Annotated in this window: 19 protein-coding genes and 2 pseudogenes; 5 read left to right on the plus strand and 16 right to left on the minus strand. The window is 52.7% G+C overall.

The window, feature by feature from the left end:
- Nucleotides 1–22: 22 nt before the first annotated feature.
- The 7 genes from M3223_RS04415 to M3223_RS04445 all read right to left on the minus strand — a co-directional run bounded on the left by M3223_RS04415 (nt 23) and on the right by M3223_RS04445 (nt 13,394).
- A complete protein-coding gene (locus M3223_RS04415) occupies nt 23–4,951 on the minus strand; it encodes a sugar-binding protein (protein ID WP_251559327.1) in 4,929 nt (1,642 codons plus the stop codon).
- A 94-nt stretch (nt 4,952–5,045) separates the two neighbouring features.
- On the minus strand, nt 5,046–6,683 hold the full coding sequence (locus M3223_RS04420) for a response regulator (protein WP_251559329.1): 1,638 nt from the start codon (nt 6,681–6,683) through the stop codon (nt 5,046–5,048).
- A 39-nt stretch (nt 6,684–6,722) separates the two neighbouring features.
- Entirely contained in the window at nt 6,723–8,438 is a 1,716-nt protein-coding gene (locus M3223_RS04425) for a histidine kinase (protein ID WP_251559331.1), read from the minus strand.
- Between the two features lie 39 nt (nt 8,439–8,477).
- A complete protein-coding gene (locus M3223_RS04430; RefSeq protein WP_251559334.1) occupies nt 8,478–9,356 on the minus strand; it encodes a carbohydrate ABC transporter permease in 879 nt (292 codons plus the stop codon).
- Between the two features lie 14 nt (nt 9,357–9,370).
- The gene (locus M3223_RS04435) at nt 9,371–10,285 is read right to left on the minus strand and encodes an ABC transporter permease (RefSeq protein ID WP_251559336.1); all 915 of its coding nucleotides are present in this window, start codon (nt 10,283–10,285) and stop codon (nt 9,371–9,373) included.
- A 77-nt stretch (nt 10,286–10,362) separates the two neighbouring features.
- Nucleotides 10,363–12,135, minus strand: coding sequence for an extracellular solute-binding protein (locus M3223_RS04440; protein WP_251559338.1), 1,773 nt, complete (start codon nt 12,133–12,135; stop codon nt 10,363–10,365).
- 221 nt (nt 12,136–12,356) lie between these two features.
- Complete coding sequence (locus M3223_RS04445; protein WP_251559339.1) at nt 12,357–13,394, minus strand: LacI family DNA-binding transcriptional regulator; 1,038 nt, start codon at nt 13,392–13,394, stop codon at nt 12,357–12,359.
- Nucleotides 13,395–13,539: 145 nt separating this feature from the next.
- Here M3223_RS04445 and M3223_RS04450 point away from each other — a divergent pair, with 145 nt between their 5' ends.
- A complete protein-coding gene (locus M3223_RS04450; protein WP_251559342.1) occupies nt 13,540–14,949 on the plus strand; it encodes an FAD-dependent oxidoreductase in 1,410 nt (469 codons plus the stop codon).
- Nucleotides 14,933–16,006: an SGNH/GDSL hydrolase family protein gene (locus M3223_RS04455; RefSeq protein WP_251559344.1), complete on the plus strand. Its 1,074-nt coding sequence runs from the start codon at nt 14,933–14,935 to the stop codon at nt 16,004–16,006. Before M3223_RS04450 ends, M3223_RS04455 begins: the two co-directional genes overlap by 17 nt.
- Before the next feature lie 9 nt (nt 16,007–16,015).
- Here M3223_RS04455 and M3223_RS04460 read toward each other — a convergent pair.
- The 4 genes and pseudogenes from M3223_RS04460 to sigK all read right to left on the minus strand — a co-directional run.
- Nucleotides 16,016–16,508, minus strand: a pseudogene (locus tag M3223_RS04460) (sigma factor); the annotation flags it as partial.
- A 45-nt stretch (nt 16,509–16,553) separates the two neighbouring features.
- Nucleotides 16,554–16,998 (minus strand): annotated as a pseudogene (locus M3223_RS04465) (hypothetical protein).
- The gene (locus tag M3223_RS04470; RefSeq protein ID WP_251559346.1) at nt 16,991–17,167 is read right to left on the minus strand and encodes a hypothetical protein; all 177 of its coding nucleotides are present in this window, start codon (nt 17,165–17,167) and stop codon (nt 16,991–16,993) included. The pseudogene M3223_RS04465 and the gene M3223_RS04470 overlap by 8 nt, the downstream one beginning before the upstream one ends.
- Nucleotides 17,168–17,309: 142 nt before the next feature.
- Entirely contained in the window at nt 17,310–18,011 is a 702-nt protein-coding gene (gene sigK, locus M3223_RS04475) for an RNA polymerase sporulation sigma factor SigK (RefSeq protein WP_251559348.1), read from the minus strand.
- A 271-nt stretch (nt 18,012–18,282) separates the two neighbouring features.
- On the opposite strand from sigK, the gene M3223_RS04480 reads away from it, so the two are divergent.
- From M3223_RS04480 to M3223_RS04490, 3 genes are all read left to right on the plus strand, one after another.
- Nucleotides 18,283–18,585: a hypothetical protein gene (locus M3223_RS04480; RefSeq protein WP_251559350.1), complete on the plus strand. Its 303-nt coding sequence runs from the start codon at nt 18,283–18,285 to the stop codon at nt 18,583–18,585.
- Nucleotides 18,586–18,601: 16 nt separating this feature from the next.
- Nucleotides 18,602–18,889: a hypothetical protein gene (locus M3223_RS04485; RefSeq protein WP_251559352.1), complete on the plus strand. Its 288-nt coding sequence runs from the start codon at nt 18,602–18,604 to the stop codon at nt 18,887–18,889.
- Nucleotides 18,890–19,038: 149 nt separating this feature from the next.
- Nucleotides 19,039–20,679, plus strand: a complete 1,641-nt coding sequence (locus tag M3223_RS04490) for a helix-turn-helix domain-containing protein (protein WP_251559354.1) — start codon at nt 19,039–19,041, stop codon at nt 20,677–20,679.
- A gap of 144 nt (nt 20,680–20,823) precedes the next feature.
- On the opposite strand, the gene M3223_RS04495 is transcribed toward M3223_RS04490, so the two are convergent.
- The 5 genes from M3223_RS04495 to M3223_RS04515 form a co-directional block, all read right to left on the minus strand.
- Entirely contained in the window at nt 20,824–21,381 is a 558-nt protein-coding gene (locus tag M3223_RS04495; RefSeq protein ID WP_251559356.1) for a nitroreductase family protein, read from the minus strand.
- Nucleotides 21,382–21,491: 110 nt separating this feature from the next.
- Nucleotides 21,492–23,072 carry a hypothetical protein gene (locus M3223_RS04500; protein WP_251559357.1) on the minus strand — a complete coding sequence of 527 codons (1,581 nt, stop codon included), beginning with the start codon at nt 23,070–23,072 and terminating at the stop codon, nt 21,492–21,494.
- A gap of 22 nt (nt 23,073–23,094) precedes the next feature.
- Nucleotides 23,095–24,468 carry an extracellular solute-binding protein gene (locus tag M3223_RS04505; RefSeq protein WP_251559359.1) on the minus strand — a complete coding sequence of 458 codons (1,374 nt, stop codon included), beginning with the start codon at nt 24,466–24,468 and terminating at the stop codon, nt 23,095–23,097.
- Nucleotides 24,469–24,689: 221 nt separating this feature from the next.
- Nucleotides 24,690–25,412 (minus strand): NAD-dependent protein deacylase, encoded by a 723-nt coding sequence (locus M3223_RS04510; RefSeq protein WP_251559361.1) that lies wholly within the window; start codon nt 25,410–25,412, stop codon nt 24,690–24,692.
- 25 nt (nt 25,413–25,437) lie between these two features.
- Nucleotides 25,438–26,394, minus strand: coding sequence for a 3'-5' exoribonuclease YhaM family protein (locus M3223_RS04515; protein ID WP_251559363.1), 957 nt, complete (start codon nt 26,392–26,394; stop codon nt 25,438–25,440).
- Between the last annotated feature and the right edge of the window lie 35 nt (nt 26,395–26,429).

Raw genomic sequence — 26,429 nt, forward strand, 5'->3', positions numbered from 1 at the left:
CGGAGCTTCCAGCAGAGAGATGTTACGGCGCTTGCAGGTAAAGCTCCCCAAAGGAGAAGGTATTCGTCCAATTATCGGCTGTTCCCGCCCACACCGTCTGGCTTTGCCGCCCGTTGCCGTCATCCTCGTCGTTGTTCGCCACGTCAAAACCGATCGTCATCCCGGCGGACGGCGTAATGCCGAGCGAGCTCCAAGGAATGGCCAGCTCCACGCTGTATCCGGCCGTAGTCGCGGACCAGGCGTGCAGCACGCCGCTCGTCAGACTTCTCGCCTCAAACAGCGAGCTGTCGTTCCAGCCCTTAATAAATTGCCGGTCAAAGCTGTCATAGACGGTTCCCCGGTTATAATTGCCGTCCACGTAAATTTCGACGGAATCGTCGGCATAGGGCTCCGCCGAGTTGTTCGCTAAATTCCCGTCGATGACGCTCGCCGCAACATATAAATAATTGTCGTCCCACAACACTCCAAACGTCGTCGTATTGTTGGCAGTGCCGCTCACGGCTTTGTTCGCCTGTTTGGACAAGGACCAGACCTGTTCGTTCAACGATCCGTCGACCGTAATTGCGGCATTCGTTTTGACCGCATGGATCAGCGTATACGATTCATCCGTTGTGACACTGACCGTATTGCTGGCCGCGGACACGTTATGCTCCGCATCTTTTGCTTTTACGCTAAACGTATAGCTGGCGTTCGGGGTTAGACCCGTAACTGTATAGGTCGTCGAGGTAACCGTCGCTACCAGATTTTCGCCGCTGTAAATCTCATATCCGGCAACGCCAACATTGTCCGTCGAGGCGGTCCAGGACAGATTCACCGTTCGGTCGGTATGCGACGGCGATGCCAGATTTAGCGGCGCTGTCGGCGCCTGCGCATCCCCAACGGTGAGGGAGGAAAGCACCAGACTGCCAAATGCGGACGTATTGGTCCAGTTGTCGTTCGTGCCGGCCCACATCAACTGGCTTTGCCGGCCGCTTCCGTTATCCGTATCATTTCCCGCCACATCGAAGCCAATGGTCATGCCGGCGGACGGAGTAACGCCGAGCTCGCTCCACGGAATAGCCAGCTCCACGCTGTATCCTCCGGATTTTGCCGCCCATCCGTGCAGCACGCCGGTTGTCTTCCCTTTCTGCTCCCAGAGCGCGCTGTCGTTCCAGCCTTTAACGTATTGCCGGTCATGGCTGTCATATGCAGAGCCTTTATTGTGATTGCCGTCAATATAGATTTCGACGGAATCATCGTAATAGGGCAGCACGGAGGTATTGTATAAATTGCCGTCGGCGACTTCGACCCCTACATACAAATAATTGTTATCCCACAACACGCCGAATTGGGCCGTATTGTCCGGCGATCCGATAATCGCTTTATTCGCCTGCTTCACCATGGACCACATCGATTCATTTAACGCTCCATCCACCGTAACGGCAGCCAGCGTCTTTTTCGCTCCTACCAGATACGGGTCCGTCGTTACGGCAAGCGGAGCGCTTGCTGCGGAAACGTTGCCGGCGGCATCCTTGGCCCTGACCGTAAAGGAGTACGCGGAATCAGCTGCGAGTCCGGTTACTGTATATGTCGTTGATGTCACAGTGCCGGCAAGAGTTGAACCGTTATACACCTCGTACCCGGTTACGCCAACATTGTCCGTTGAGGCGCTCCAGGATAATCGAGCCGTAGTCTCGCCCTTGGATTCCAGAGTCAAATTCCCTGGCGCAGCCGGCGGCGCAAAATCGCGATTTTGAATGACCTTGACATTGTCGAACTCTACTCCCGTTTTAAAGGCGTAAAGTCCAATTTTGCCCGAGGTATGACTGGTATCGGAAACCGACAGCTCCTTAAACCCGTTCACGTAGAAATCTAGCGTGCTGTTATTTAAGACAGCAGTGAAGGTGTACACGACGTTTGTCGTCATCGGATAATTTTTTTGAGCGAGAATCGTTACGGTGCCGTTCACCGATTTGCCGATTTGCAGCTTTCCTGCCTTGATTCGGAAATAGTAGAAATTGTTCGGGTCCTGGTAACGGGCCGTAATGCCGGCTGCCAGATCGATATCGTTCTGGGTCAGTTTGATGCTGGTGTCCACGCTATAATTCGTGAATGTGCTGGCGTCCACCGTGCTGAACGCGTTCACTGTCATCCATGCCGATTGTTTGTAAACCTTGGAGCCCCCCGAAGAAACAACCGACCAGGTCCCGTTTGTTACGCTCCAGCCGTCAGCCGTGCCGTCCTGGAAATCGTCGGTGAAGGAAAGCGTCCCCGGCCCCGCCGCAGTCGTCACAGAGAGCGTGCCGCTAGGCGATGACAAAGCACCCGCGCTGTCAAAGGAACGAACCGTTAGCGCGTATGTCCTGTCCGGCAGCAGTCCGCTCAGCGTATACGCTGTGCCTGTCGTAGATCCAGCCAAAGCTGAACCGCTGTAAATTTTGTATCCGGCTACGCCGGAAAGGTTGGAAGGCGCATTCCAGCTCAGACCGATACTCGTCATCGTTGTTGACGTCGACGCAACATTCGTCGGCGCAGCCGGCGGCGGCGACGTTGTCACGCTAAGCGCGCTGCTTGCAGCTGAGAGGTTGCCTGCTCCGTCTTTCGCTTTAACGGTAAATGAATAGGCAGTGCTCGGCGCCAGCCCGTTTACGACAAAGGAAGTGCTCGACAGCGATGTGGTAGAACCCGCAAACACGCCTCCGTTGTAGATGTTATAACCCGCTACGCCCGTGTTATCGGTGGAAGCCGTCCAGGCAAGCTTTATCGTCGTGGCCGTCTGTGACAAAGAGGTCACCCCCGTTGGCGTCGAAGGCGGATCGGTATCGCTCCCTTCACTTGTCAAGCTGTCGCCGTAAAATACGCCGGTGCCGTTCGTGCCGATATAGACGCGGCCCCACACCTGACGGTCGCCTTCCATCGTATTGGCTTCATCCCCGATTGCCGGATCCAGCACATCGATTTTTACCCAAGTGGCGCCAAAATCATCGGAGCGGAAAATGCCCACCGCATTGTCTACCTTGCCGTATACAAATACAGTCGGATACGGGGACCCGAGCCGATTTTTGCCAAAAGCGAATAATTTCGCCTGCTGCACGCCCGGCACTGGCGTCCAAGTGTCGCCGGAATTGCTCGAACGCATAAGACCGCCCGAATCCAGGCCGACCCACACTTCGCCAGCCATGCCAGGGGCTGCCTTGACGCTGAAAAAGGCAAGGCTCGCCGTCGACGAAGGCATCGTAGACGCATACGAAAAGGATTCTCCGCCATCAGTGCTGCGGTAAAACTTCGATGTCGCGCGTTCCAGCAAATAAAACGTATTGTTGTTCACCCTGTCGGAAGCAAGCGGCTGATACCAGACCCAGAAATCGTGAACCGTGCCGGACGGCGCGCCTGAACTCGGCGTCCAAGATTGTCCCCGATCAGTCGAAAATAATGGGCTTCCGTACTGCGGAATCCAGACCATCGTCTCGCTGGCCGCCGATACGGCGATTCGTCCCGCAATGCCAGGCGGGTTCGGAAATGCCGTCCAGGTTGCGCCGTTATCGGTGCTATAGCCGCCGCCTCCCGAGTTCTGGTAACGGGTGGAGCCTACCCGGGCGACAAAATTCGGATTGCTCTCCTGAAAATCGATAGATACGGTGTCGCCCAAGGTCGGACCGCCAAATTTGGAGCTTGGGAAAGTGGAAAGCGACGTATGGCGCATCCCGTCCACATCCGCATGCCCGCTCAGCAGCGGAGCTCCGATCGGCGTGCTGCGAAGGGCGAAATTCACCACTTCCTCGTGGCCATTTTCATACGAATACCAGTGGGACGGACTCGCTGTAATACTATCCGTGCGCCATATGCCGAAAAAGTCAGTTAGCCAGACCCGGTCAGGGGACAATGGGTCAATGGTCAAACTCGCCGTATTAGCCGCGAACCAGTTCGACGTCCACCATGGAACGTCCGGATGTTTCACAAACGAAACTTGCGTCCAATCGGCGCCTCCGTTCGTGGAACGGTAAATGGGCGCCGGGAAGTTTGTACCCGTCGCGACGGCCGTCATGATGACGTTTGAATTTGCAGGGTCAACCGTCATGCCGCTGTATTTCCCTGCTGCCGGCGGCGAAATATCCGTCCACGCGCCCCCGGCGAATTTGGCAACGCCCGTCTCATGGCTGACGTATAACGTGCCGTTTGCGGCTACGGCTGCCCTGTTCGGCTTAAGCGGGCTTCCGCTCAGCTGCGCCCATGACGTCCCTCCGTCCGTGCTCCGGTAAACGCCGCCGTCCTCGACGCCGACATAAATCGTTTGCGTCGCGTTGCCCGAAGTCCCCGTATTTTTGTCAAACACGACAAAATTAAGGCCAAACGGAGAGGTGCCGACGACAGGGAAAGCGCTGACCTGCTGCCAGGAGCCGTTGCTTGCTCCGGATGTGCTCAGCCACAGGCCCTGCGTACGGGTTCCCATATAAACAATCTGTCCGTTGTTCGGGTCTACCGCAAGCCGCTCGCCAGCATCGCGTCCGGTTCCGTTGCCGAAATTTTGGGGAATGAATCCGGTAGGCTCCCAGGTGGCGCCTCGATCGGTCGATTTCAGAATATCCGACGCTGCCCCCGGCCAGTTGAATTTGCCCGCCGCGACGTAGACGACATCAGGGTCCGACGGGTCGATCGCAATGCTGTCGATGCCGTACAAATTGAATTTTTCTCTTGGAAGCGCATTCAATAGTTGAATCCACTTCTTGTTCGTTTCATCCCAGCGGTACGCGCCGCCGACGTCCGTACGAATGTAGACGAGATCCGGCTCAGTCGGGTGGATGGCCATGCCCGTTACAAATCCGCCGCCGCCGATGCTTACATTTTGCCAATTGTACCCTTCCTGCTGAGCGCCATGGGCGGAAGGAGCCATACATGCATACATGATGACCAGGAAAAAAAACATAAAGTAACGGCTCGGCTTCCGCCTCAATGAACCGCCTTGATCCCTCATCTTTCATCCTCCTATACATGGTAGATTCTCAAGTAATCTCAGAGCTGTCCGGTCCTGCCTCCCTCTTCCCGCCGTTTTGGCAGAAGGGAGCCGATCACCCCCCTCGATCTGCCGATTTTTCCCTGAACTCAAGCGGCGTCATGCCGTAATAGCTTTTGAACACCTTGCTGAAATAATGGGTCGTCAAATAACCGGTCGATTGGGCAATCTCGTAAATTTTATCGCTGCTGTCCTGTAGAAGCTTTGCAGCCAGCCCCATTCGTTTTTTCAATACGTAATCGCCTACGTTCATGCCGGTTTCCGTTTTGTACATCTTGGAAATATAAGCCGGATGCAGCTTCACCTGATCAGCAATCGCCTGCAGCGACAGATCCCTCGAGATGTCCGCATCTATGAATTGATGGATTTTTTTGATCATGTACTTCCGGGAATCTTTCGTGTTGCGGTCCGCATCTTCCGTCAGTCTGGAGAAGGCGAAATAAACCTTGTCTTTAAGCTGTTTATAGGCGGGAGCCGTATTGCCGGCATCCATCATGGCGTGATGTCCGCCCCCCATGATCTGTCCTAGCTGTTTCCCGTTTTTATGAGCGACATAATGGAACGAGCTCATGACGGAGAACCAGACCTCCTGGGCATATTCAGGCGATTCCGCCCACTTCTCCGCCAGCTCCGCAAATATATCGTCCAGCTTGCGGGCCGCCTTCTCCCAGCTGCCGGTTTCCAGCAAATGAATAAGCAGCGGCGGCTGATAGGGCGTCCGCAATCCGCCTTCAATTGACTGCTCCGGCTCATCACGCGCCGTAACAAAAAAATTGGATTCGTCCCCGATCTGCCGCCGCATGGCGGACAGACAGATCCGGTGCATGCGTGAGAGCCGTTCGGGGAACGCCTCGAACTGTTCCGCCACCGCAATGGATACGTTTCGTTTCAAATAAACGCTAACGCTTCTATGTAAATTAGCCGCCAGCTTTTCAATCTGCCTCCAGTCGTCCTCTCCGTCCTCCGCCGTCTTCTTCGCTTTCAGCAGAAAGACCAGATTGTCGTAGGAATCCTTGCAATGCCAGAGATGAAATGGCTCTCCGAATATTTCTCCGGCGATGTTGGCAACGGCAAATTCCATTAAGGACAGGTCGTAATCGTCGAACTCGTGGAATCCGTCCTCCAAACGCATAATGAACATTCCGGTACGATCTCCGATGTGAAAAGGAAGCTCCAGCATGTTCATGCGGCCGGCGATTACCCCTTTCGGGTACCGTCTGTCCTGCAGCAGGTGATTCAGCAGCTCTCCGCTCAGCAGGGAGAAGTGCTCGCGCAGCGTATAAACGGCCCGCTGATAGGAAGCGACTTCCTTCCATTCCTCATGAAGGTCGGAAACGACGTTTTTCAGCGTCGCGATCAGAGCCTCCGTCTCTACGGGCTTCAACAAATAATGGGAGGATTGCAGCTCGATGGCTTGTTTCGCATATTCAAAATCCGCGTGACCGGAGATGAAAATACATTTAGTTTTGCTAGAGCCTTCCCGAATTCGCCGCAGCAGCTCCAAACCGCTCATGCCGGGCATTCGAATATCGGTTATGACGATATCGACGGTGCATGATTTGACGATTTCCAGCGCCTCCATGCCCGAGTATGCTTGATAAACCTCACCGATGCCCAGCTCTTCGAACGGAATCGTGGATACCAGGCTCTCCACCTGATCCGGGTAATCGTCTACGATCAGCACGTGAAACATGTTGATTGACCTCCCTAACGGCGCCCCGCGATATGCCGCTTACATAATGCGAATCGCAACTCGAAGTCCGCCGAGCGGCGACACCTCCACATGCAGATCGGACCCCGGTCCGAACTGATGCACAAGCCTTTGCCGAATGTTCCACAGGCCGCAGCCTATTTCGTCATCCATCGGCTTCTGCAGCTTCGCTTTCAGCTGCATGAGTTGTTCGGTGGTTAGACCGGGTCCGTTGTCCTCTACGACGATTTCCGTAATTCCATCTTTCTTCGATCCCGTAATCCGAATCATGCCCGGGCCTGGTTTCTCTCCGATGCCATGAAGGATGGCATTCTCCACGATGGGCTGCAGCAGCAATCTGGGAAGCGTGAGCGCCAGCAATTCGTCCGGTATGTCGATCTCATACTTCAGCCGGTGCATTTTCATCGTATGAATGTCGAGGTAATTGCGAATGAGTTCGATTTCTTCGCTCATGCTGCCCGTTTGATTTTCCACTCTCGTCGTGTACCGGTAATACTTGCTCAGGCGCTGCGTGACGGCAATAATGGCTTCCTTGTTTTCGAGCTGGGCCATGCTTTGAATAAAAGCGAAGCTGTTATATAAAAAATGAGGATTGATCTGCGATTGCAGCTGCTTCAGCGTCGCTTCCCGAACCCGCAGCTTCTCCGCAAATACGCTTTCGATCAGCAATTGAATCTCTTCTGTCATATGGTTGAATTGATCGAACAGATATTGAAATTCATTGTTCGTTTTCGCCGAAACTCTTGCGGAGTAATCGCCTTTTTTCAGCTTTTTGACGCTAAGAATCATTTCGCGGATCGGCATCTGCACATTCCGGTATAACAGAGCGGCGGCCAGCAAGCTGAGCGCAAGCAGCAGTCCGGTGGAGATGTAAAATATGTTCCGGCTGTCCGTTATCGGCTGCAGCAGCTCTCCAAGCGGAGTAAAATCGACAAGATACCAATCTAGAGCCTTGGACTTTTCATAAGTCAAAATGTAAGGTTTTCCGTTAATTTCCACCTCTCTATAGCCGGAAGCCTCAAGACGCAGCCCATGCAGCTTCTCCACGGCCTGCTCCAGCAGCTCTGCATCGTACGTTGTGCCGGTAATCGGCTCATAGTCCGGATGATAGAAAAAAGGAGCACCTCTGCTGCCTTGCTGCAGCTGGTCCAGCATATTGGAAATATTAGAAGCCGGGAAGGCAACCTCTACGATCAAATTTGCTTTGTTTAGATCCATCTTTTTCATGTACGGTTCGGTCAAATAGCGGATAAAATGATTGTCTTCGCCGTGGTCGGTAACCATTTTCCGATAGGCCCACGATTCCGTCTGTTCCGCTTGCAGATGATGAACATCGTAGTTCAACGAGGAATTGGTCGTAATCGTCTGCCCGGTGCCCGGCGCAAATATCGTAAACTCGTTGTCCCAGCCGAACGTGTTGCTTTGCAGAGCGGCTTTGGCTGTTATCAATTCCTTCGTAATCAGAACGTCATAGGAAGCGTTCCGTATTGATTTGAACATCAGCTTCGCCGCGTCCGGGTCGCCGCTCAGGTTGAACGCCGCTTTCCACAGCTGGTCTGCCGTCGAGTTCACCTGGCCGATGAAAAACGAGAGCCGGCTGGCGTTCGACTTTTTGATTTCCCGTTCGATAACGTCGGTGCCCACTTGATTGGAGTAGCTGTAGAGAAATACGATTGGAACGAGCAGCAAACAGAGAAGAATCAATATTTTATTAAAAATGCTAAGCTTAAACGGCATGGCTGCAGCCCCTCGTTTTATCCGTCTTGTTCCTCCATGCTAGCCTTTGACGGAACCAAGGACAATGCCTTTTACGAAGTACTTCTGAAGGAACGGATATACGGCCAAAATGGGGAGCGCGCCGATAAAAATTTGCGAGGCTTTGACGGTGCGGCTGGAAATATTCGCAATGTCTTCCGCCTGAATGCCGGCTTCCTGAAAGTTTTCCTTGCCGATAATCGACTGCAGAAACGTGGCGAGCGGATAGTCCTTCGGATTGGTTAAATAAATCATGCCGTCAAACCAGGAATTCCAGTGCGCCACCATTTCAAACAGGCTGATCGTCGCAATGCCCGCCATCGATACCGGCAAGTAGACCCGGAACAAGGTGGTGAAATGGCCCGCCCCGTCGATTAAAGCCGCTTCCTCCAGCTCGATTGGAACGGTGCGAAAAAAATTCAGCATCAGAATGAGCAAATACGCGCTCGCCGCTCCCGGGATAACAAGAGCCCAGATCGTATTGAGCAGTCCGGTTTCCTTCACGATCAGATACGAAGGAATCATGCCTCCGCTAAACAGCATCGGAACGACGAAATACCAGGCATAGGCGCTGCGCCCGCCGAATTTGCGGTCCGGTTTGGACAATGAATAAGCAGCCAGCAGCAATACCGCAATCGAAATTCCCGTCCCCAAAACGGTTCGCATGACGCCGATAGACAGGGCGCGGAGAAAATGGCTGTTTGCCAGCGTCTGCTCGTAGGCGTCCAACGTAAAGCCGATCGGCCAAAAATTAACGATATTGGCAGTAGCCGCCGCTCTGGAGCTAAGAGAAACGGCAAACACATGCACCACCGGAAAAATGCACAGAAGGCCCAGAATGCCGAGCGCGATATAGTTGCAAATCGCAAACAGCTTATAAGAAGGGGAGCGGTACCGCATGTCGACAGACCTCCTTAGAAGATTCGATAGTCGGCCACCTTGTATAAAATCCGGTAGCAGGTAATGATCAACACAAAACCGATGGCGGATTTGAATAAACCGACAGCCGTGCCAAAGCTGAACTGTCCGCCCTCTAGTCCGATCCGATAAACAAATGTATCGATAATATCGCCTGTTTCGTATACGAGCGGGTTGTACAGGTTGAAGATTTGATCAAAGCCCGCATTCATAATCCGGCCCAAAGCCAGAGTGGCAACAACAACGACGATAGGCATAATGGCCGGAATCGTAATATAAATGGTCTGTCTCCACCGATTGGCTCCATCCATTTCCGCCGCCTCATACAAATTCGGATTGACGGCAGCGAGAGCGGACAAAAACACGATTGCGGCAAACCCGAATTCCTTCCACACGTCGGTGAGAACCACCGTCGCCCTGAACCAGTCGTTGCTCCCCAAAAAAAAGATCGGCTCCGCTCCGAACAGTCCAAGCAAACGATTCACAATGCCTCCTTGAACGGCTAGCACATCCACAAAAATTCCGCCCAAGATGACCCAAGATAGAAAATGCGGCATGTAAACCAGCGTTTGAATCGTTTTTTTGAATGCCGTCTTGGCTACCTCGTTAAGCAGCAGCGCGAATAAAACAGGAACGAGAACGCCTAGAATTTGCTTAAAAAAAGCGATGATCAGCGTATTCTGGATCACCTGTTTGCTGTCGGGAAACGTAAACAGGTATTTGAAATGCTCCAGCCCGATCCAGGGCGAATCCAATATGCCCACCCACGGCTTGTAATCCTTGAAGGCGATCACCGCGCCGAGCATGGGAATATATTGATAGATCAACGTAATCAGGAATGCGGGAAGCAATAAAAGGTGGAGCGGCCATGTTCTCTTGCAGTAGGAAGCGAATTTGCTTGTCTCTCTCATTCTCCTCACTCTTCTCCTGTTAGTAGGAGGGCGTTGGGAAGACGGCTTACCGCTTCTTTAGCCCCCCTGGTCTCTCGCTATTTCTTCTTCGTGCTTTCGTACCACGCGTTTGCGTCAGAGATGACCTGATCTCCGCCGCTTGCTCTCCACTCCTTCACAAATTCATCGAAGTAGTCTACAGGCTTTTCCCCATAAATGATTTTCAGATACGCTTCCGATTCCAGCTTGTTCAGCAGCGCCCCCTTCGACTGCATCGTTTCGCTCGGCGCTCCCTGGAAGGAGTTGAATTTGTCGGCGCTTGACTGGGTCTGGCGCACATTGCCCGCTTCCAGCTGGGACTTGGTCAGGCTTTTCACTCTTTCTTCCGCCGAGTTGGCGGCAAGCGCATTCGGGTCGTCAGCGAATTTTTTATAACCCGGGTCGCCCAAATAAGGGACCGTCGGCGCGAAGGCGCCGTGCAGAGCATACAGCGCGTATTTCATATCCATCGTTTTGCCGCTGGCAAGCGGCCATTTGTCTTGCGGCACTCCGCTCTCCTTGAAGCCGTTTTTGATGGTTTTACCGTTGTGATTCACGTAGTCGTAGCCTTCAAAGAATCCGGCTTCAAACGTTGGATCGTAATACGGATCCGTGTTGCCGAATTGGCGGGCGTACATTTTGTTGAGATAGGCGAACCAGGCGTCAATATGTTTAAAATCCTTGCTGAAAACAAGAGATCCGCCTGTCAGATTCACGACGCGGCCGATTTTGCCCTCCGGACCTGCCGGAATCGGATAAGCCTTCCATACCGCATCCGGATTCGACTTCGCCGTATCCTCAAGCGGCCATTGGCCCATCCAGTTCGGTCCGAACAGGACGCCGGCATTGCCCTGCACCGCCGGCTCTACAGCCTTCATAGCGTCCTTGACCCCGGCTTCGGGATCGATGTAGCCGCTATTTTTCCATCTCGCCATCGTTTCCAGGAACGGCTTCGCGGAAGGATCAACAGCGCCGTAAACCAGCTTTCCGTTTGCATCCGGATTCCAGAATTGCGTAATCGACCGGAATTCGGGAGCCATATAGTCGCTAAACGCTCCAAAAATCGGGTCGGCGCTGGCCATCCAGGTGTACATGCCGTCTTTAAGCGATACGGCGAGTCCGAACGTATCCGGTTTGCCGTTGCCGTCGGGGTCCTGATTCGTGAACGCTTCAAGCAGCTTTTCAAACTCCACGATCGTTGTTGGCGCCGTCAGATTGAGCCGTTTCAGCCAATCCTCGCGAATCCACATCACTCCGCCCTCGTCGGCCGACAGAAAACGCGGAATGCCGTAGATGATTCCGTCGCGGGTTACCGACTCGAAAGCCTGCGGATACTGGGCGAACAGCTGCTTCAAATTAGGCGAAGCATATTGCTCAATGGCGTCGTTCAAGGGCAGCAGCTTGCCGGCGTCGATCAGATCGGCCGCAAACGATCCCGTAAAAACATCGGGAAGCTTTTCGTCGCTCGCCAGTAGCAGCCGAAGCTTCGTATCAAAGTCCGTCTGTTTGCCGACGATGAAATCGAATTTGACCTGGATTCCCATGTTATCTTTCATCCACCGGGTAAATACGTTGTCCTCAATCGTTTCACCTGTTTTAAACGCATTGTCCAGCTGTTCTTGCACCAGCGCCGTCGTGATCGTCACCGGCGGATCGAATTTTATTTTTGCCTGCTGCGCATGATCGACCGCTTTGACCGCTTCTGTTGTTGGTTTAGGCGTTTCATTCGAAGCGTCTGTATTTTCTTTATCAGACGAACATGCAGCCATACATGCGGTGAAGGCCAGAATGAACGCCGTGGAGCCTAGCAGACGCCTTTTTTTCGGTTTCACTTGTAATCCCCCTTGAATGGTTAATAGGATTTCTGACGTTATTCTACATCCGCGGATGAGAGATTGAACACACAACACTTTTAAGGTTTACATCAAAATACGAGTCTGCTTGTGCTTTTCGGAAGCTGGAGAGCTGATTCGGAATGAAAACCCGTTGTGGAAATGAAAAAAAGCCGCAGCATATGCGGCTTTTCCTAAAACGGGTTACACTTATGCCGATTTCAACAATGCGCCGGACCGCATGAATTCCGCTCCAAGAGAGAGACGGAGATGAGGATGTGTTTGCCCTCCTCCTCCGGGTCCGCGATCAGTTCAATCAACCGCTGGAAGGCAAGCCGCCCGAGCGATCTCATATCCTGCTTCAAGACGGTAAGAGGCGGACGCTGCAGGGAAGCGGACGGGAAGTCGTCATAAACGAGCAAGGAGACGTCGTCCGGGACGCGGAAACCCTTCTGCTGCAAGGCTTGCAGCAAGGACAGACCGAGATATGGCGCAATGGCAAAATACGCGGTGTAACCTTGCGTCACCATGCGGGAAAACACTGCGGTCTGCTCCTCCGGTATGTAAAACACGCGGTCGCCCATCTCCTGCAGAAGCTTGCGGTCAGCGGAAAAGAACCCGTGAATGCGCTCCTCCATCCATTCGGAAGCCGACTCCGGCGCCACGACGGCAAGCTCCGAATGACCAAGACCGCGTAAATAATCGGCGGCAGCCCGCCCCGCGCCAAAGTGATCGGACGACACCTCGTTTACCTTTAGCGCTGGCGCACCCGCTACTTTGCGTTTGCCGATAAACACGATGGGAAAGCGCATGGCGAGCAGCTTCTCAAACCCGTAAAGCGGGGAGCTCATGCTGATGACGATCAAGCCGTCGACCCCCGAGCGGATCACTTGGTCGGTCCAATCCGTATGCTCTCCGTTTGTATGCCGCGAGAAACCGAGCATCACGACGTTGTAGCCGAGCTGCAGCGCTTCGTGGCCGATGCCCATCAGCGTATCGCTGAAAAAATCCTCCAGAGGATTGCCCAGCCCGCCGTAGAAGAGAACGCCGAGCGACTGGCTTCGTGCACGGCTCAGCCCCCGTGCCATCCTGTTCGGAATGTAGCCGAGCTGCTCGGCGATACCAGCTATTTTGTCGCGCGTTTCGGCGGAAACACGCGAATCCCCGGCGAGGGCGAGCGATACGGTGGATTTTGATACCTGCGCGAGTTTGGCAATATCTTTTAACGTTGGCACTGCGGTCACCTGTCTTCCGGTCATTATGTTACATCCATTGTATTCAATATGAAAGTCGTAAAGCAATGCCCGCAAACAGTCGTTGACTTCTGCGAAACGTTGCATTAGCATTTTATCGAACCGGTTTAAATTATGTTTAAAATATCATTTCGAAGGGACGAGATGGTTTATGACGACTGAATCACCGCAATCCGAATTCCTCATTCCCGCTCAATCGCTGCCTCTATCGTATACCCCCGACGTCGTCGTCGCAGGAGGCGGAGCTTCCGGCATCGCGGCCGCGATTGCCGCTGCCCGGAACGGCGCGCGGACGCTTCTGATCGAACAACGCGGCTACCTGGGAGGTATGGCCACGGCGGCACTCGTTCCCTCTTTCTGCCCCTTTACGGACGGAGAGAAACCGGTCATTCGCGGCATCGGACTCGATTTGATGGAGAAGATGAAGCAGGCTTCCGGCGAGGCGTTCCTTAGCGCCTACAAGGAGCAGCTCGATTGGGTGCCAATTGACGTGGAAGCGCTGAAGCGGGTATATGACGAAGAGGTTCTATTGAGCGGTGCGGAGCTGCTGTTCCACACGTTTGTGGATCAGGTGCTGACCGAAGGCGACCGGATCGCCGGCATCGTCGTCAGCAGTAAAAGCGGTCGGTCGGTCGTACAGGCTAAAGCGTATATCGACGCAACGGGTGATGCGGACTTGGCCGCGCTGGCCGGCGTGCCGTTCCAGATTGGCGGAGACGCCGGGGAGCTGCAGCCTGGCACGATGTGTTATCTCGTCTGCAATGCCGATAGGGCCCAATTTCTGCGTTTCCTGGAGGAGACCGGTCAGAACGCCGGGCTGGAAAAAACGCTTGCGGAAGCGCAGCGAAACGGCGAACTGCCGGAGGGCCGCAAGCGGATTTCGGGCATATCGTGGATATCCGATTCCGTGGCCGGGTTTAATTTTGGCCATATTTTCGGCATTGACGGCTCAAAGGCGGAGGACCTTACCCGCGCGGCTGTGGAAGGGCGCAAGCTGATCGAACGGCAGTTAACATTCCTGAGAAAGTATGTACGAGGCTTCGAGCAGGCGCATCTCGTTCATTCCGGGGATCAAGTCGGCATTCGCGAGACGCGGCGCATCCAAGGCGACTATACGCTCGTGATTGAGGATTTCCTGTCGATGCGTTCCTTCGAGGACGACATTGCCCGCAATGCTTATTATATCGATCTCCATTTGGCCAACGCCTCCAGCACGATGGCAATCAAATATTTGCCCCAGGGCAAGTCGCACGGCGTCCCCTTCCGCTGCATGCTGCCGCAGGGCAAGTCGAACTTAATCGTCGCCGGCCGCTCCGTTTCCTCCGACCGGCCGGTCCAAGGTTCGCTGCGCGTCATGCCCAACTGCTTCGCCATGGGGCAAGCGGCGGGCACAGCGGCGGCAATGGCAGCCAAGGCGGACGCCGGCTTTCGCGGAATAAGCGTGCCCGGACTGCAGCGCAGGCTGATGGAGCAAGGGGCATGGCTAGGCGAGCGCCCCGGGCAGGCCGGTATGGAGCTTCCCATCACTGAAGGTGCCGTCGAATATGACGAAGAAGCCTGAGAACTTGGGAGAGAGGAATGAAGACGGTATGACGCTGGAGTGGCATTCACCGCTGGAGCAGCCTTTTCATATCGCCGGATTCGCATGGTTTGATAAGGAAAGGCTGTACCGAAGGCTTCCACTAACGCGCAAGCTTCCGCCAATGGTCGACATGCTGGCGGGAAATACGGCGGGGGGACAGATTAGATTCCAGACGAACTCGCCATGCCTGTCCGTGAAGGTCCGTCTAAGCGGAGCCGCCAATATGGGCCATATGCCGGCAACGGGGCAATGCGGATTTGACTGCTACATCGGAAACCTTGGGGAGCAAAAGTATTTTGGCTCCACCTTATACGACCACACCAGGCAGGAATACGAGATTTCATTGTACAAAAAGCACAATGGCAGTCCTCGGAACATTACGCTGTATTTCCCTCTCTACATGGGAGTCGAAGAAGTGCTGATCGGGCTGGACTCCGGCTCGGACGTGTCGCCTCCCCCGGCCTACTCCAGCGACCGGAAGATTGTCCTATACGGCACGTCCATCACGCAAGGGGCTTGCGCGTCGCGTCCGGGAATGGCCTACCCGAACATTTTGAGCCGCAGCATAAACGCAGAGTTTTACAACCTGGGCTTTTCCGGAAGCGGAAAAGGCGAAGCCGAGGTCGCCGAGGTAATCGGCGAAATTGGCAACCCCGGACTTCTCGTGCTCGACTACGAGGCCAACTGCGTCTCCCCTGAGCTGCTCCGCGACACACTGCCGGAGTTCATTCGAATTTACCGTAGACGGCATCCGAAAATCCCCATTCTAGTTCTCTCGCAAATTCGTTCCGGGCTGGAGCATTTTGTGCCGGAGCAGCTTGAGCTCCGTATGAAGCGCAAACAAATTCAGCGGACCGTCGTAGAAACTTACCGCGCGACAGGGGACCGGCATATTCACTTTTGCGACGGCGGGGAGCTGCTAGGCGAGGACTATCATGACTGTACCGTTGATGGCATCCATCCAACCGATCTTGGCTTTCAGAGAATGGCGGAACGGCTTGCTCCTGTCATTGATCAGCTATACCCGTGGAAATGAGCGCAAATACTAAGATAGAATAAAACGCCGCCTCCAGTAGGGCGGCGTTCTGCAATCACTACTTAACCTTGTAAACTCATGATACAGCTTCATGAGCGTCCGCTCCTGGCCGAAACGGGCCATGACAACTTCCTTCTCCCGGTCGTCAAGAATATCCAGATTTTTATAAATCTTGGACTTCTCAATTTTCAGCTGCACCTTTTCCACTACATCATCATGCTCCGAGCCAAGAATATCGATTAACGTAATTTCGTTTCCTTCCTTGTCCGTACCGATCGGATCATGCATCGAAACGTCCTTGTGCGTTTTTTTGAGCGAGCGCAAATGCATCAGGTATTCATTCTCGATTCAACGGGCGGTGAAGGTCGCGAGCTTCGTGCTTTGCCCTGCTGGAAATTCTCAATCGTTTTGAACAGACCGATAGTGCCGATGAAAATTAAACCCTTAAATCCTCTCCCGTATTGTCGAATTTTTGACAATGTGAACACGACTCGATGTAATGTAGAGTAAAAATAAACCGATCTCCATCTTTCGGACGGAAATCGGTTTATACCCATACTTTATTTCTCTTTACTAACTGTTGATCAATCATCTCTACCCAGTTCGGCAGGTGTGTTCCATGATGCTTAATGGTGGTTTGATTCGCTTCTAGTACAATCTCACCTGCAGATTTGCTATCGTCAATGACAATGAGATGGTCTATCAAATTCAGATGTTCGAGCAGATTGGTTAATGAAGTTTGATGACGCCTAAGGATATCCTCGGTAGCGATATGATGACCGCCATTCCGAACTCGTGCGGTGACGCGTTCAATATTAAGGCGAACATCCCCCAGTCCTACATAAAACATGATGACTTCAAATCCATTCTTCCTCATCTGGATCGATATTCACACTTACCCCGAGCCGATCAACAATTAGGTTGCGAATCGTACTTTTACCGCTACCGTTATTACCGGCGAATACAAACATGGTAGCCAGAGGTTCATTCAAGGTGAAGGTCCTGTTCATTCATTCGCTCGACCTCTCCATTGCTGTATTCTTTCACAAACTCGCCTTCGCTGGATTTATATACGATATAGGTTCCATTGGCTTTTGCATCCAGTTTTGCTCGATCCCCGGTCAATTTAATGAACTTCCCCAGATCTTGTGTGCGATTCACGCTAACCCCGTCTCCTCATTTTGGCAGATAACAAAAGTATATCACATCTTCATGGTTAACATTAGTTCCACCCAAGCACGCAACATGACAAACAGACGTATCTTTTTGATACGCCTGTCTTTACCGGAGTATGGCAGTAATATCACTTCTTCGCCTTATAAAACTCATGATAAAGCTTCATCAGCGCCCGCTTCTCGATTCTCGACACATAACTTCGGCTTATGCCGAGATCCTTCGCAATTTCCCGCTGCGTGCGCTCCTCGCCGCCATGCTCCAGGCCAAAACGGGCCATGACAACTTCCTTCTCGCGGTCGTCAAGAATATCCAGATTTTTATAAATCTTAGACTTCTCGATTTTCAGCTGCACCTTTTCCACCACATCATCATGCTCCGAGCCAAGAATATCTATTAACGTAATTTCGTTTCCTTCCTTGTCCGTGCCGATCGGGTCATGCAGCGAAACGTCCTTGCGCGTTTTTTTGAGCGATCTTAAATGCATGAGGATTTCGTTCTCTATACAACGGGCTGCAAAGGTCGCCAGCTTTGTTCCTTTGCCGGTTTGAAAGCTTTCAATCGCCTTGATCAGTCCGATCGTGCCGATGGAAATCAGGTCCTCGGAGTCCTCGCCGGTATTGTCGAATTTTTTGACGATATGCGCCACGAGCCGTAAATTGTGCTCAATCAAAAGATTGCGGGAATGCTGGTTGCCCTCCGCCATCTGCTTCAGATGTTTGAGCTCCTCCTCCTCCTGCAGCGGTTGCGGAAAGGCATTGTTTTTCACATACGAGACAAGCAGGCTGAGCTGCTTGATGAACAAGGCAATTGCGGTAAAAAGTCCTGGCATAACGGAGGCCACCCCCATGCAGTACTACCGTTCCTGCCATGGGCAGGCGGTGCGAATGTATGGTTAGTTTATGTGGGCTCGCGCCTAGAAGTGCCTGTACGGGCGGAACAGACTGCAAAATATGTCGGCTGGTGAGAGGTTTCGAACGAGGCTGATCGGGGTAACGGCACTTCCCGCATAAATGTTCTATTTTTTATTTTCTAATCTAAAAATTTCCTTTTTACCATCCGATAAACCGTTTGTTTATATACGCATATAGGAGGCAATTCGCTTGGAACAAACGTTTTCATCTCCGGCGCAAAACCCGGGACCGCAGCATATGTACGGACCTTCCGTCGACGAAGAGGTCATGAGCGTCAAGGCGTGGCTCGTTACGCTGGTCATTCTGATGATTCCTATCGTGAATCTGATCATGCCGCTTGTGTGGGCGTTCAGCTCGGACGGCAATTATAACCGCAAATATTTTTCGCGAGCCTATCTGATCTGGGGGGTGGCTTGGACCGCAGTAGTGGTCATTGCCATGATTCTCATCGCCGGTTCATTATTAAGCGCTATGGAAATTTTATCTCAGTAGAAGGAGTTTAATTCCAATGAATACAGCTTCCCATCTTCAGCCCGATTACACGGTTAACGATCCCTATTACGGCGGAGGCTCGTCTGCTGTCATGCGCACCGGCAGCTGGCTAGTGACAATCCTGCTGCTTATGATTCCAATCGTAAATATTATCCTGCTTTTTGTCTGGGCATTCGGAGAAAAAGCAAACGCTAATAAGCGCAACCTCAGCCGCGCTTACTTGCTGTTATTTGTAATTTTGTTTGGAGCCATGTTTGTGCTGAATGTTATTGCCCGCATCACGACCGGGCTTGCCAGCATGTAAGTGGGGCCGTATTCACAGGCTGCCTGAGCATTCAGGCAGCCTGTTTTGCGTGTTGCCGCTTAAGCAAATAGCTGTTGCCAGATACAGGAACCCCATTCTATAATAATGATAATCATTCTCGGTATTTCCATTGGCAAAAGGAGCCGTCCATGTCAAGCTTGCTCAAGCATTCTCTCTACTCTATTGCTTCTTTGAAGCGACACTACATAAACGGCGGCGAGGAAATTCAACCCTTTCGTCTAAAACACCCTCTCATGATGTTTGTACTGTCTGGAGAAGGCAAGCTGGAGCTGCACGGACAAGAGCATTCCATAAAACCGGAAACTTGCTGGATCGTGGAGCCGCATACATGGATAAAAGCCTCCGTGTCCGCTTCCCAGCCGCTTGACTGTTATTTGCTGGAATTCAACGGTTCTACTTTGCCGGCCGAGCCTTCTCCTGATGATATAACTCCGGATACAGCTAATCTGCGCGTTTCGAATGAAACGGTCTGCATCAAGCTATCCGGAGCTTCATCCGTTATTCCGCTGCTGGATCAGATGAGCGCTCTTGAAGGCGGCGGATTTTCATCGGTTTATTTCAGAAGGATGGCCCTCTTTTATGAACTGCTGCATCTGCTGAGCCAGATGCCGGGCGATCAAAACGAAAGCTCGCAGGACGCCATCCAGCGTACCATCCATTATATGAACAGCCACTTTATGGAGCAGCTGCAGGTCGGACGATTGCCGCAAATGGCCAATCTTACACCAAGCGCTTTTTGCCGCGCTTTCAAAAAAATAACGGGAATGTCACCAAGCGGATATCTCACCGAGCTGCGCATTCGCAAGGCCAAGGAACTGCTTTTGCAGGCGGAGCGGGGTACTCTGCGCGAAATTGCCTCTAGCGTCGGCTTTAATGACGAGCTGTACTTCAGCCGCATTTTCAAAAAATCCGAAGGCATGTCGCCGACTGCCTACACCGGCAAAAACACAAAACGCATTGCCATCGTGAGCCATCTGTTTCTGCAGGACCATCTGCTTGCTCTCGGCGTGAAACCCGTGGCGGCTCCAGCTTTTCCAAGCGTGTATCGCACACCGTCCGGATTTCCTTCATACTTGCAGAATTCGCTGCACGGCACAAAGCCTCTCAACGCCGAAGGCCCCATTTCCGTAGCCGATGTGCAGAGCACTTCGCCGGATTTAATCATTAAGATGGACTTCGCCGGCAATCCGACAGACGGAGCCTGGCTAAGCGCCTCAAATACCGTATTTCTGGAAGGCTTAGACGGATGGAAAGACTATGTAAACCTGCTTAGCGGCGTTCTCGGGCGCGAAAACAGGGCTGACGCGGTAATCGGCAGAGTGCTGGACATTGAGCAAAATTTCCGGTCTTTGCTGGAGCCCGCCGCCCATAAAGCCGGCCAATTAGCGATTATCCGGGTGCTGCCCGGAGAATTCCGCCTGTTTGGCTCTAAAGGCCATGCGCTTAGCGAGCTGATTTACGAATCGCTCGGTTTTCATGCGCATCCCGGCATCCGCCATTCCTTCTACAAAAGCGGTGCCCTGGAAGATTTGCTTCAATTGGACCCCGATAGCATTCTTGTGCTCTGGAGCCAGCCGAAAGAGCTGCTGAAGCTGCGCAGCCAGCCCTTCTGGCAGGAGCTCCGCGCCGTCCGCGCAGGAAAGGTTTACGTGCCTAACAGCCACGAATGGGATCCATGGGGACCTTTAGGAAGGGAATTTACCATTTATGACTGCGCCAGATATTTTACCGGCACGCAGCGCGGCTCCATGCTGCTGCCGACTCGATAACCGCCGCTGCCGCTCGGGCAGATATCCGCCGGACAGCTCACTGCATCTGCCGTCTTTCGTTAAATCGCCGTTGTCTGCGGGCTGCGTCCCTGCTTGTTCAAGCCGAGCGTTTCCTTACGGAAGCTGCGCGGTTTTCTCTGTTTCTTACAGCCAGGTAATACGCTCGGAAGCCGGTATGCGCGGCTCAGCCGCTGGAACTGCCTTCGGATAACCGATATGCAGATTTCCGACCGCTTTTTCGCCGGGTTGAATGCCGACCGCTTCGCGGAATACAGCCTCGTTCAGCCATTCGTAGGTTTCCCATACCATGCCGATGCCTTGCTCCCAAGCCAGCAAGCTGAAGTTATGGATAACCGCAGCCGTCGCGGCATAGTCTTCCTCGCGCACCTGCAAATACGGATTTTCCTTCATTACAACCGTGACAATCATCGGATTTTTCATAATTTTTCCGTAGTATTTCATGCCCGTTTCCTGCTTTTTGGCTGGATCGCGTTCCCAACGCTCGTTCACATTCCGGCAGGCGTCAGCAATTTTCTTGCGCCCGTCGCCTGCAGCGATAATAAAACGCCACGGTTGTGTCATACGGTGATTCGGCGCCCACACCGCCGTATCCAGAAGTTCTACGACCAGAGCCGGATCGACCTCGCGGTCTTCAAATACATGGACGCTGCGCCGTTCACGAATTAGTTGTTTGAGTTCCATTGCAACCTCCAAAAAAAATATTGGGCATTTTCTGCCCAATATTTATGATAATTGCAAGCTTTCTTTATCGCTATGAATAGGGTTGTCCCGTTTGCATGGACAAAAATGCCTTATAGGTTTTCCAGACTAAACACAATCTCCCCGTTCTGCGGCAAAATGACAATCTCCTTGGAATTCTGCTCATTCTCCTGAATCGTGCCCGCTAAACACGTTAAAGCATAGGAAAAACCATGATATTCATATTGAATGGATTGAGAACCCGCTGTTATGGAAGGCAATCCTTCCCGGTCGCTCCATACCATGCTGAGGGCCCAATCTGGAGTGTCGGACTGGACCGTGATCGTATTTGGAGCCAAAACGAAGTTAACCGGGCTTCCGCCCTCAACATCCGCTGAAGCGCGTAAAGTATCTTCCGACTCTTCCTCTACCGTTACTGTATCTGCGCTCACCTTGAGAGGAACCGTTTTGCCTTGTTTGTCAATGATTACGGGACGCACGCCCGCTTTTGACTGCTTAGCGCTCCAGCGCGCTCCGTCCATGATCGGCAGCGTATCGTAATAACAAACCGGCTCTAGACAGGCTTGATCCAAATACCGCTCCGCATAGGTTTCATCAAACAGATGGATGTCGCGAATACGGAAATCCCCGGCTTCTGCAAACAGATTCATCCGATAGTGGCGGCTATTGTACCAGACCGATTTCCGCCCTTCCTTTTTCCAATCGCTCAAAGCCGTAATTGCCGTGGCCGGAGTAACGGGGTGCCTGTCGCGGAACCACGCCGATGATTCAGCTAACGTTTCTACCGTAAGGTTGCCTTTTGCCGTTTCTTCCACAAGCAGCTGCACCTGATCAATCAGCCCGTCCTTCATGCTTTTCCACCCAAAAGAGTTCTCCTGCCCCACTTGCGTATAACCGAACGCTAAGGATGGAGCGCGGAAATTCACGTCAAAAAACCAGCGCACCCATTGCGGATCACCGCCCCCGCCATTATTGGCGTAAACGGGTTCGAGCGTCACAACGCCTTGCCTAGCATGCTCGTCCAGCATGTCGAGGTCGTATTGATAGATCGGATCGCTGCCAAGCATGCGGAATACGGGAACTGGTATTTGATTGGCTTCGGTCTGAGCCGGCATGAAGCTGTTGAAGCGACTCGGGTAATAGGCCTGGTTATAATAACCGCCCCATAACGTATAGCCATCAGTCCCCCACTGATCCTTGCAGTTGCAAGCGCCAATAATGCCATAACGATCCGACAAATAAGCGAGCAGATGCGCATCGAATAACCATGAGCCTACTGTTTTTGGATACGCTCCGAAAGTATGGTGAAAGTCCTCCATGAACACATCAGCCAATTTTTCCCGTTCACCTGGGGTATAGCCGACGGAAAAACCGACATCCGTATGCCAATCCCATGGATAACGGCCCCTCCACTGCAACCCGGCCTTCTCCACTAAAGGCTGCACGACTTCAAACCATATCCCGATTTCCTGGCTGTCATCCAGCTCTTTAAGGAGCAAATCCCGGTAAGCGGGCTCGATCATCGCATCATACTGCAGCAGCCACGACGCTTTTAAACCGTTGGACTGCACCAGCTTGATTTGCTCGCGCAGCGGTTCGACTAAATCCATTTCCAGCCTTGGTTCGACCGCGCGGATAAAGTTAATGATGTTCACACAATTACGGCTTGGCATAACAGCGTCTCATCCTTTCAGGCTACTTCTGTTGTTCATCCAGCAGCGCTTGCGTGTAGGTTGTCATGTGATCCAAAAATGCTTTAGGTTCAAGCTTGCCTGCGGTAACCTCTGCAAACTTCCCGTCAAATTCAGCCTCATACGGCACCGGGAAAAAGGGCGGGACCTTTTTGGCCTGCTGCAGCACATCGTAGGCAACTTTCATAGCCGGATCCGTCTTGGTCTGCTCCACAAAATACGGGTTATCCTTTACTCCCGAAAGATTTCCGTTAAACTTTAGATTTGCTTCCGCTCCTTCTTTGCTAGAGCTAAGCCATTTGAGCAGCGTCCAAGCGGCTTCCTTGTTCTCTTGTTTGCCCAGAGTCGTCAGCGAGATTCCGTGACCGCCAAGCCATAACGATTCCGCTGGCATCGCCGCTACTTGCAAATCCGGATTTATTTTGCGATATTCCTGCGCCTGATAAATTCCGCCCAGTTCAAACAGCGACTTTCCGGCCATAAAACGCGATGTGTTTTCAGGGAGAGTCTCTCCCAGCTGTTTCATCCGCTCATCGTCAATATTTTCACGCTTGAACTGCATCATCCATTCCAACGCTTCAACAATTTTAGGATCGTTAAATGTTGCTTTGTTTGCCGCTGGATCGTAGAAATGGGTTGAGTCGGCTCCGTTTAAATAAGCAAAAGTGACGAGGCTATTGAAATTTCCAAACGTCTCAAGGGGAGAGAACGTGGTCATCACCTGCTCCCCGTTTTCAACCACCCAATACTTTTTCAGAAAATCTCCATAGTCCTGCAAGGAGTTCATTGCCGGAAGCTCAGTGTTTCCGTACTGCTCCAGAATGTCGGGGTTATAAATAAGCGGGAAATTCGGACCGACCTGAAACGGCAGCTGCCACACCTTTCCGTCTGCGTCTACTCCCCTATTGTAAGCGGGTTCATAAAAGATGTCGGGACTGACTTCCGGATCTTTTTCGACCCATGAGGCCATATCCTCGATCAAGCCGTCTCTGACCCAATCGCGCGGAAATCTTCCGCCGTCGGCAATAATGACGTCCGGCGGGGTTCCTGCTGACACAAGCGCCGCGAGATCGTCGATGCCTTGTTCCATATAGTTTACTTTAATATCGGGATAAGCTTTGTTGAATTCTTCCTTTATTTTTTGAAAGGTTTCTCCCCAGCCGCTTCCCCAAATGGAAAGCAAATTCACCTCTCCCTGCATAGCCCCAGGGTCCGCTGAAGCAGGGGGCTGTTCAATATTGGACACTGTATTCTCCTTGTTTCCGTTTGTTGTGTTAACCTCTCCGCTGCTGCTGCAAGCCGCCATTGCCCAAATCATAATCATGATTATACTGACAGCAAAGTACCTGTTCCGTCGGCCCTGATTGAACTTAACCACTCTCATCCCTCCATTGAAAGATTCTATGATGCGTGGACATGATGATTTTTGGCCCCTTCATCATATGATGGTTCAACACCGGTAACATTGGTCATCGGGACAAAATTACGACGGATTAGGACAAAATGGTAAAAACATAAAAAAAGCCATAACGGCTCAGGATAAACATCCTAAGCACCGTTATGGCTTGTATTTTGTACGATGAAATTCAAGCGCACCGCTTAAAGTGACCCAAGCACCTCACCGATGCTGCCCCGCACCAGATGTGTCGCGTAATGATCCATCGGCGTTGGCGCCCGGTTGACCAGCACCAGATTCTCGCCGCCAAACAAGCCGACAAGACCGGCGGCAGGCTGGACGGTGAGCGACGTCCCGGCTACGATAAGCGTATCAGCCTCCTGAATGTGCGCGGCCGCGCGCTCCAGCAGCGCCACATTGAGATTTTCCTGATAAAGCACAACATCCGGTTTAATGACGCCGCCGCATTCCTTGCAGAGCGGCACCGGCCTCGGATCGCTCAGCACATCGGTTAACGGATGGGACAGGCCGCAGTCTAAGCAGCGGTTGCGGTGCACCGAGCCATGCAGCTCAAGCACATTAACGCTGCCCGCTTTCTGATGCAAACCGTCGATATTTTGCGTAATAACGGCCTTTAGACGTCCCTGCGCTTCCCATTCGGCCAGCTTAAGATGCGCCGGGTTCGGCTTAGCCTGAGGATATACCATATGCATCCGGTAGAACGAGTAAAAGTCAGCGGGATGCTCAAAGAAAAAATCGCGGCTTAATATTTCTTCCGGCTGATAAACCTTGCTCGTCCGCTGCTCGTACAGACCGTCTGCCGAGCGAAAATCCGGAATGCCGCTCTCGGTCGAAGTGCCCGCACCGCCAAAAAATACGATGCTGCCTCCGCCGTTCACCAGCTTGCGCAGTTGCTCCAGCTCCATGAGACATCCCCCTTCATTTGCGGCGCTAGTAGCGCGTACGGTATATCGCCTTATTCTCCAATCCGCGAATCATTGGCGTCCAATTATCCTGCTCGGCGGTAGAGCCGAGCGCGTCCTCGACCATTTGCAGCTTCGCGTCGAGTGAATCGATATAATGAAGAGCGACCGCTTCAGCCAGCTGCGGCTGCACGGGACTGCCCCATTCACCAAGATTATGGTGGGAGAGAACGAGATGCTGCAGCACGGTCACCTTCGGCGAATCCGAAGGAAGTCCCAGCTTAAGAGCCGCCTCTACGATCCAACCGGAAATGAGCGCAAGATGGCCGATCAGCCGTCCCCGGTCGCTGTACTCGGACACGATGCCGAGCTGCGCGTTCATTTCCTCCGGCTTAGCCAGATCATGCAAAATAATGCCCGCTATAAGCGCATCACGGTTCAGGAAAGGCCGCTGCGCGCAGAGGAATTCCCCAATCTCCAGCATTCGGACCGTATGATAGGCTAGCCCGGCGTAATAGGCATGATGATGGCTTTTGGCAGCCGGGTAATGCTCAAGACGGTCGCCAGCCTTGACGACGCAATAGGCAGTGATATTACGGATATCCTCGTCCGCAATGCTGTCCACTTTGCTGCGGATCGCGTTTACGAGCTCAGCCGCCGCAATTGGCGCGGCGCGGATGTAATCGGTCAGCTGCACCCCGTCCTCCGGCAGAGCCGGGCGGATGCGAATCACCTTCAGCTGCAGCCTGTCACGGTACAGCTGCACGATGCCGTGCACCTTTGCGACCTGCAGCGATTGAAGCGTTTCCTTTTCGGCTGGCTTCAGATCCCAATATTTGGCCGTAATTTGGCCGCTTGAATCCGACAGCACCAGATCCCAATAATCTTTAGGCGGAGTTGAGTTGGTTTGTTTGACGTCGAGTTCCTTTACCAGAAAGAAGCCGGTCACTTCTTCTTTGTCACTCAAGGTACTGATTAAAGGCATAAATGAGAGCTCCTTCCGGTTATGCAATCATGCAA

This window comes from Paenibacillus pasadenensis (assembly GCF_023715725.1).
Taxonomy (GTDB): Bacteria; Bacillota; Bacilli; order Paenibacillales; family Paenibacillaceae; genus Paenibacillus_O; species Paenibacillus_O pasadenensis_A.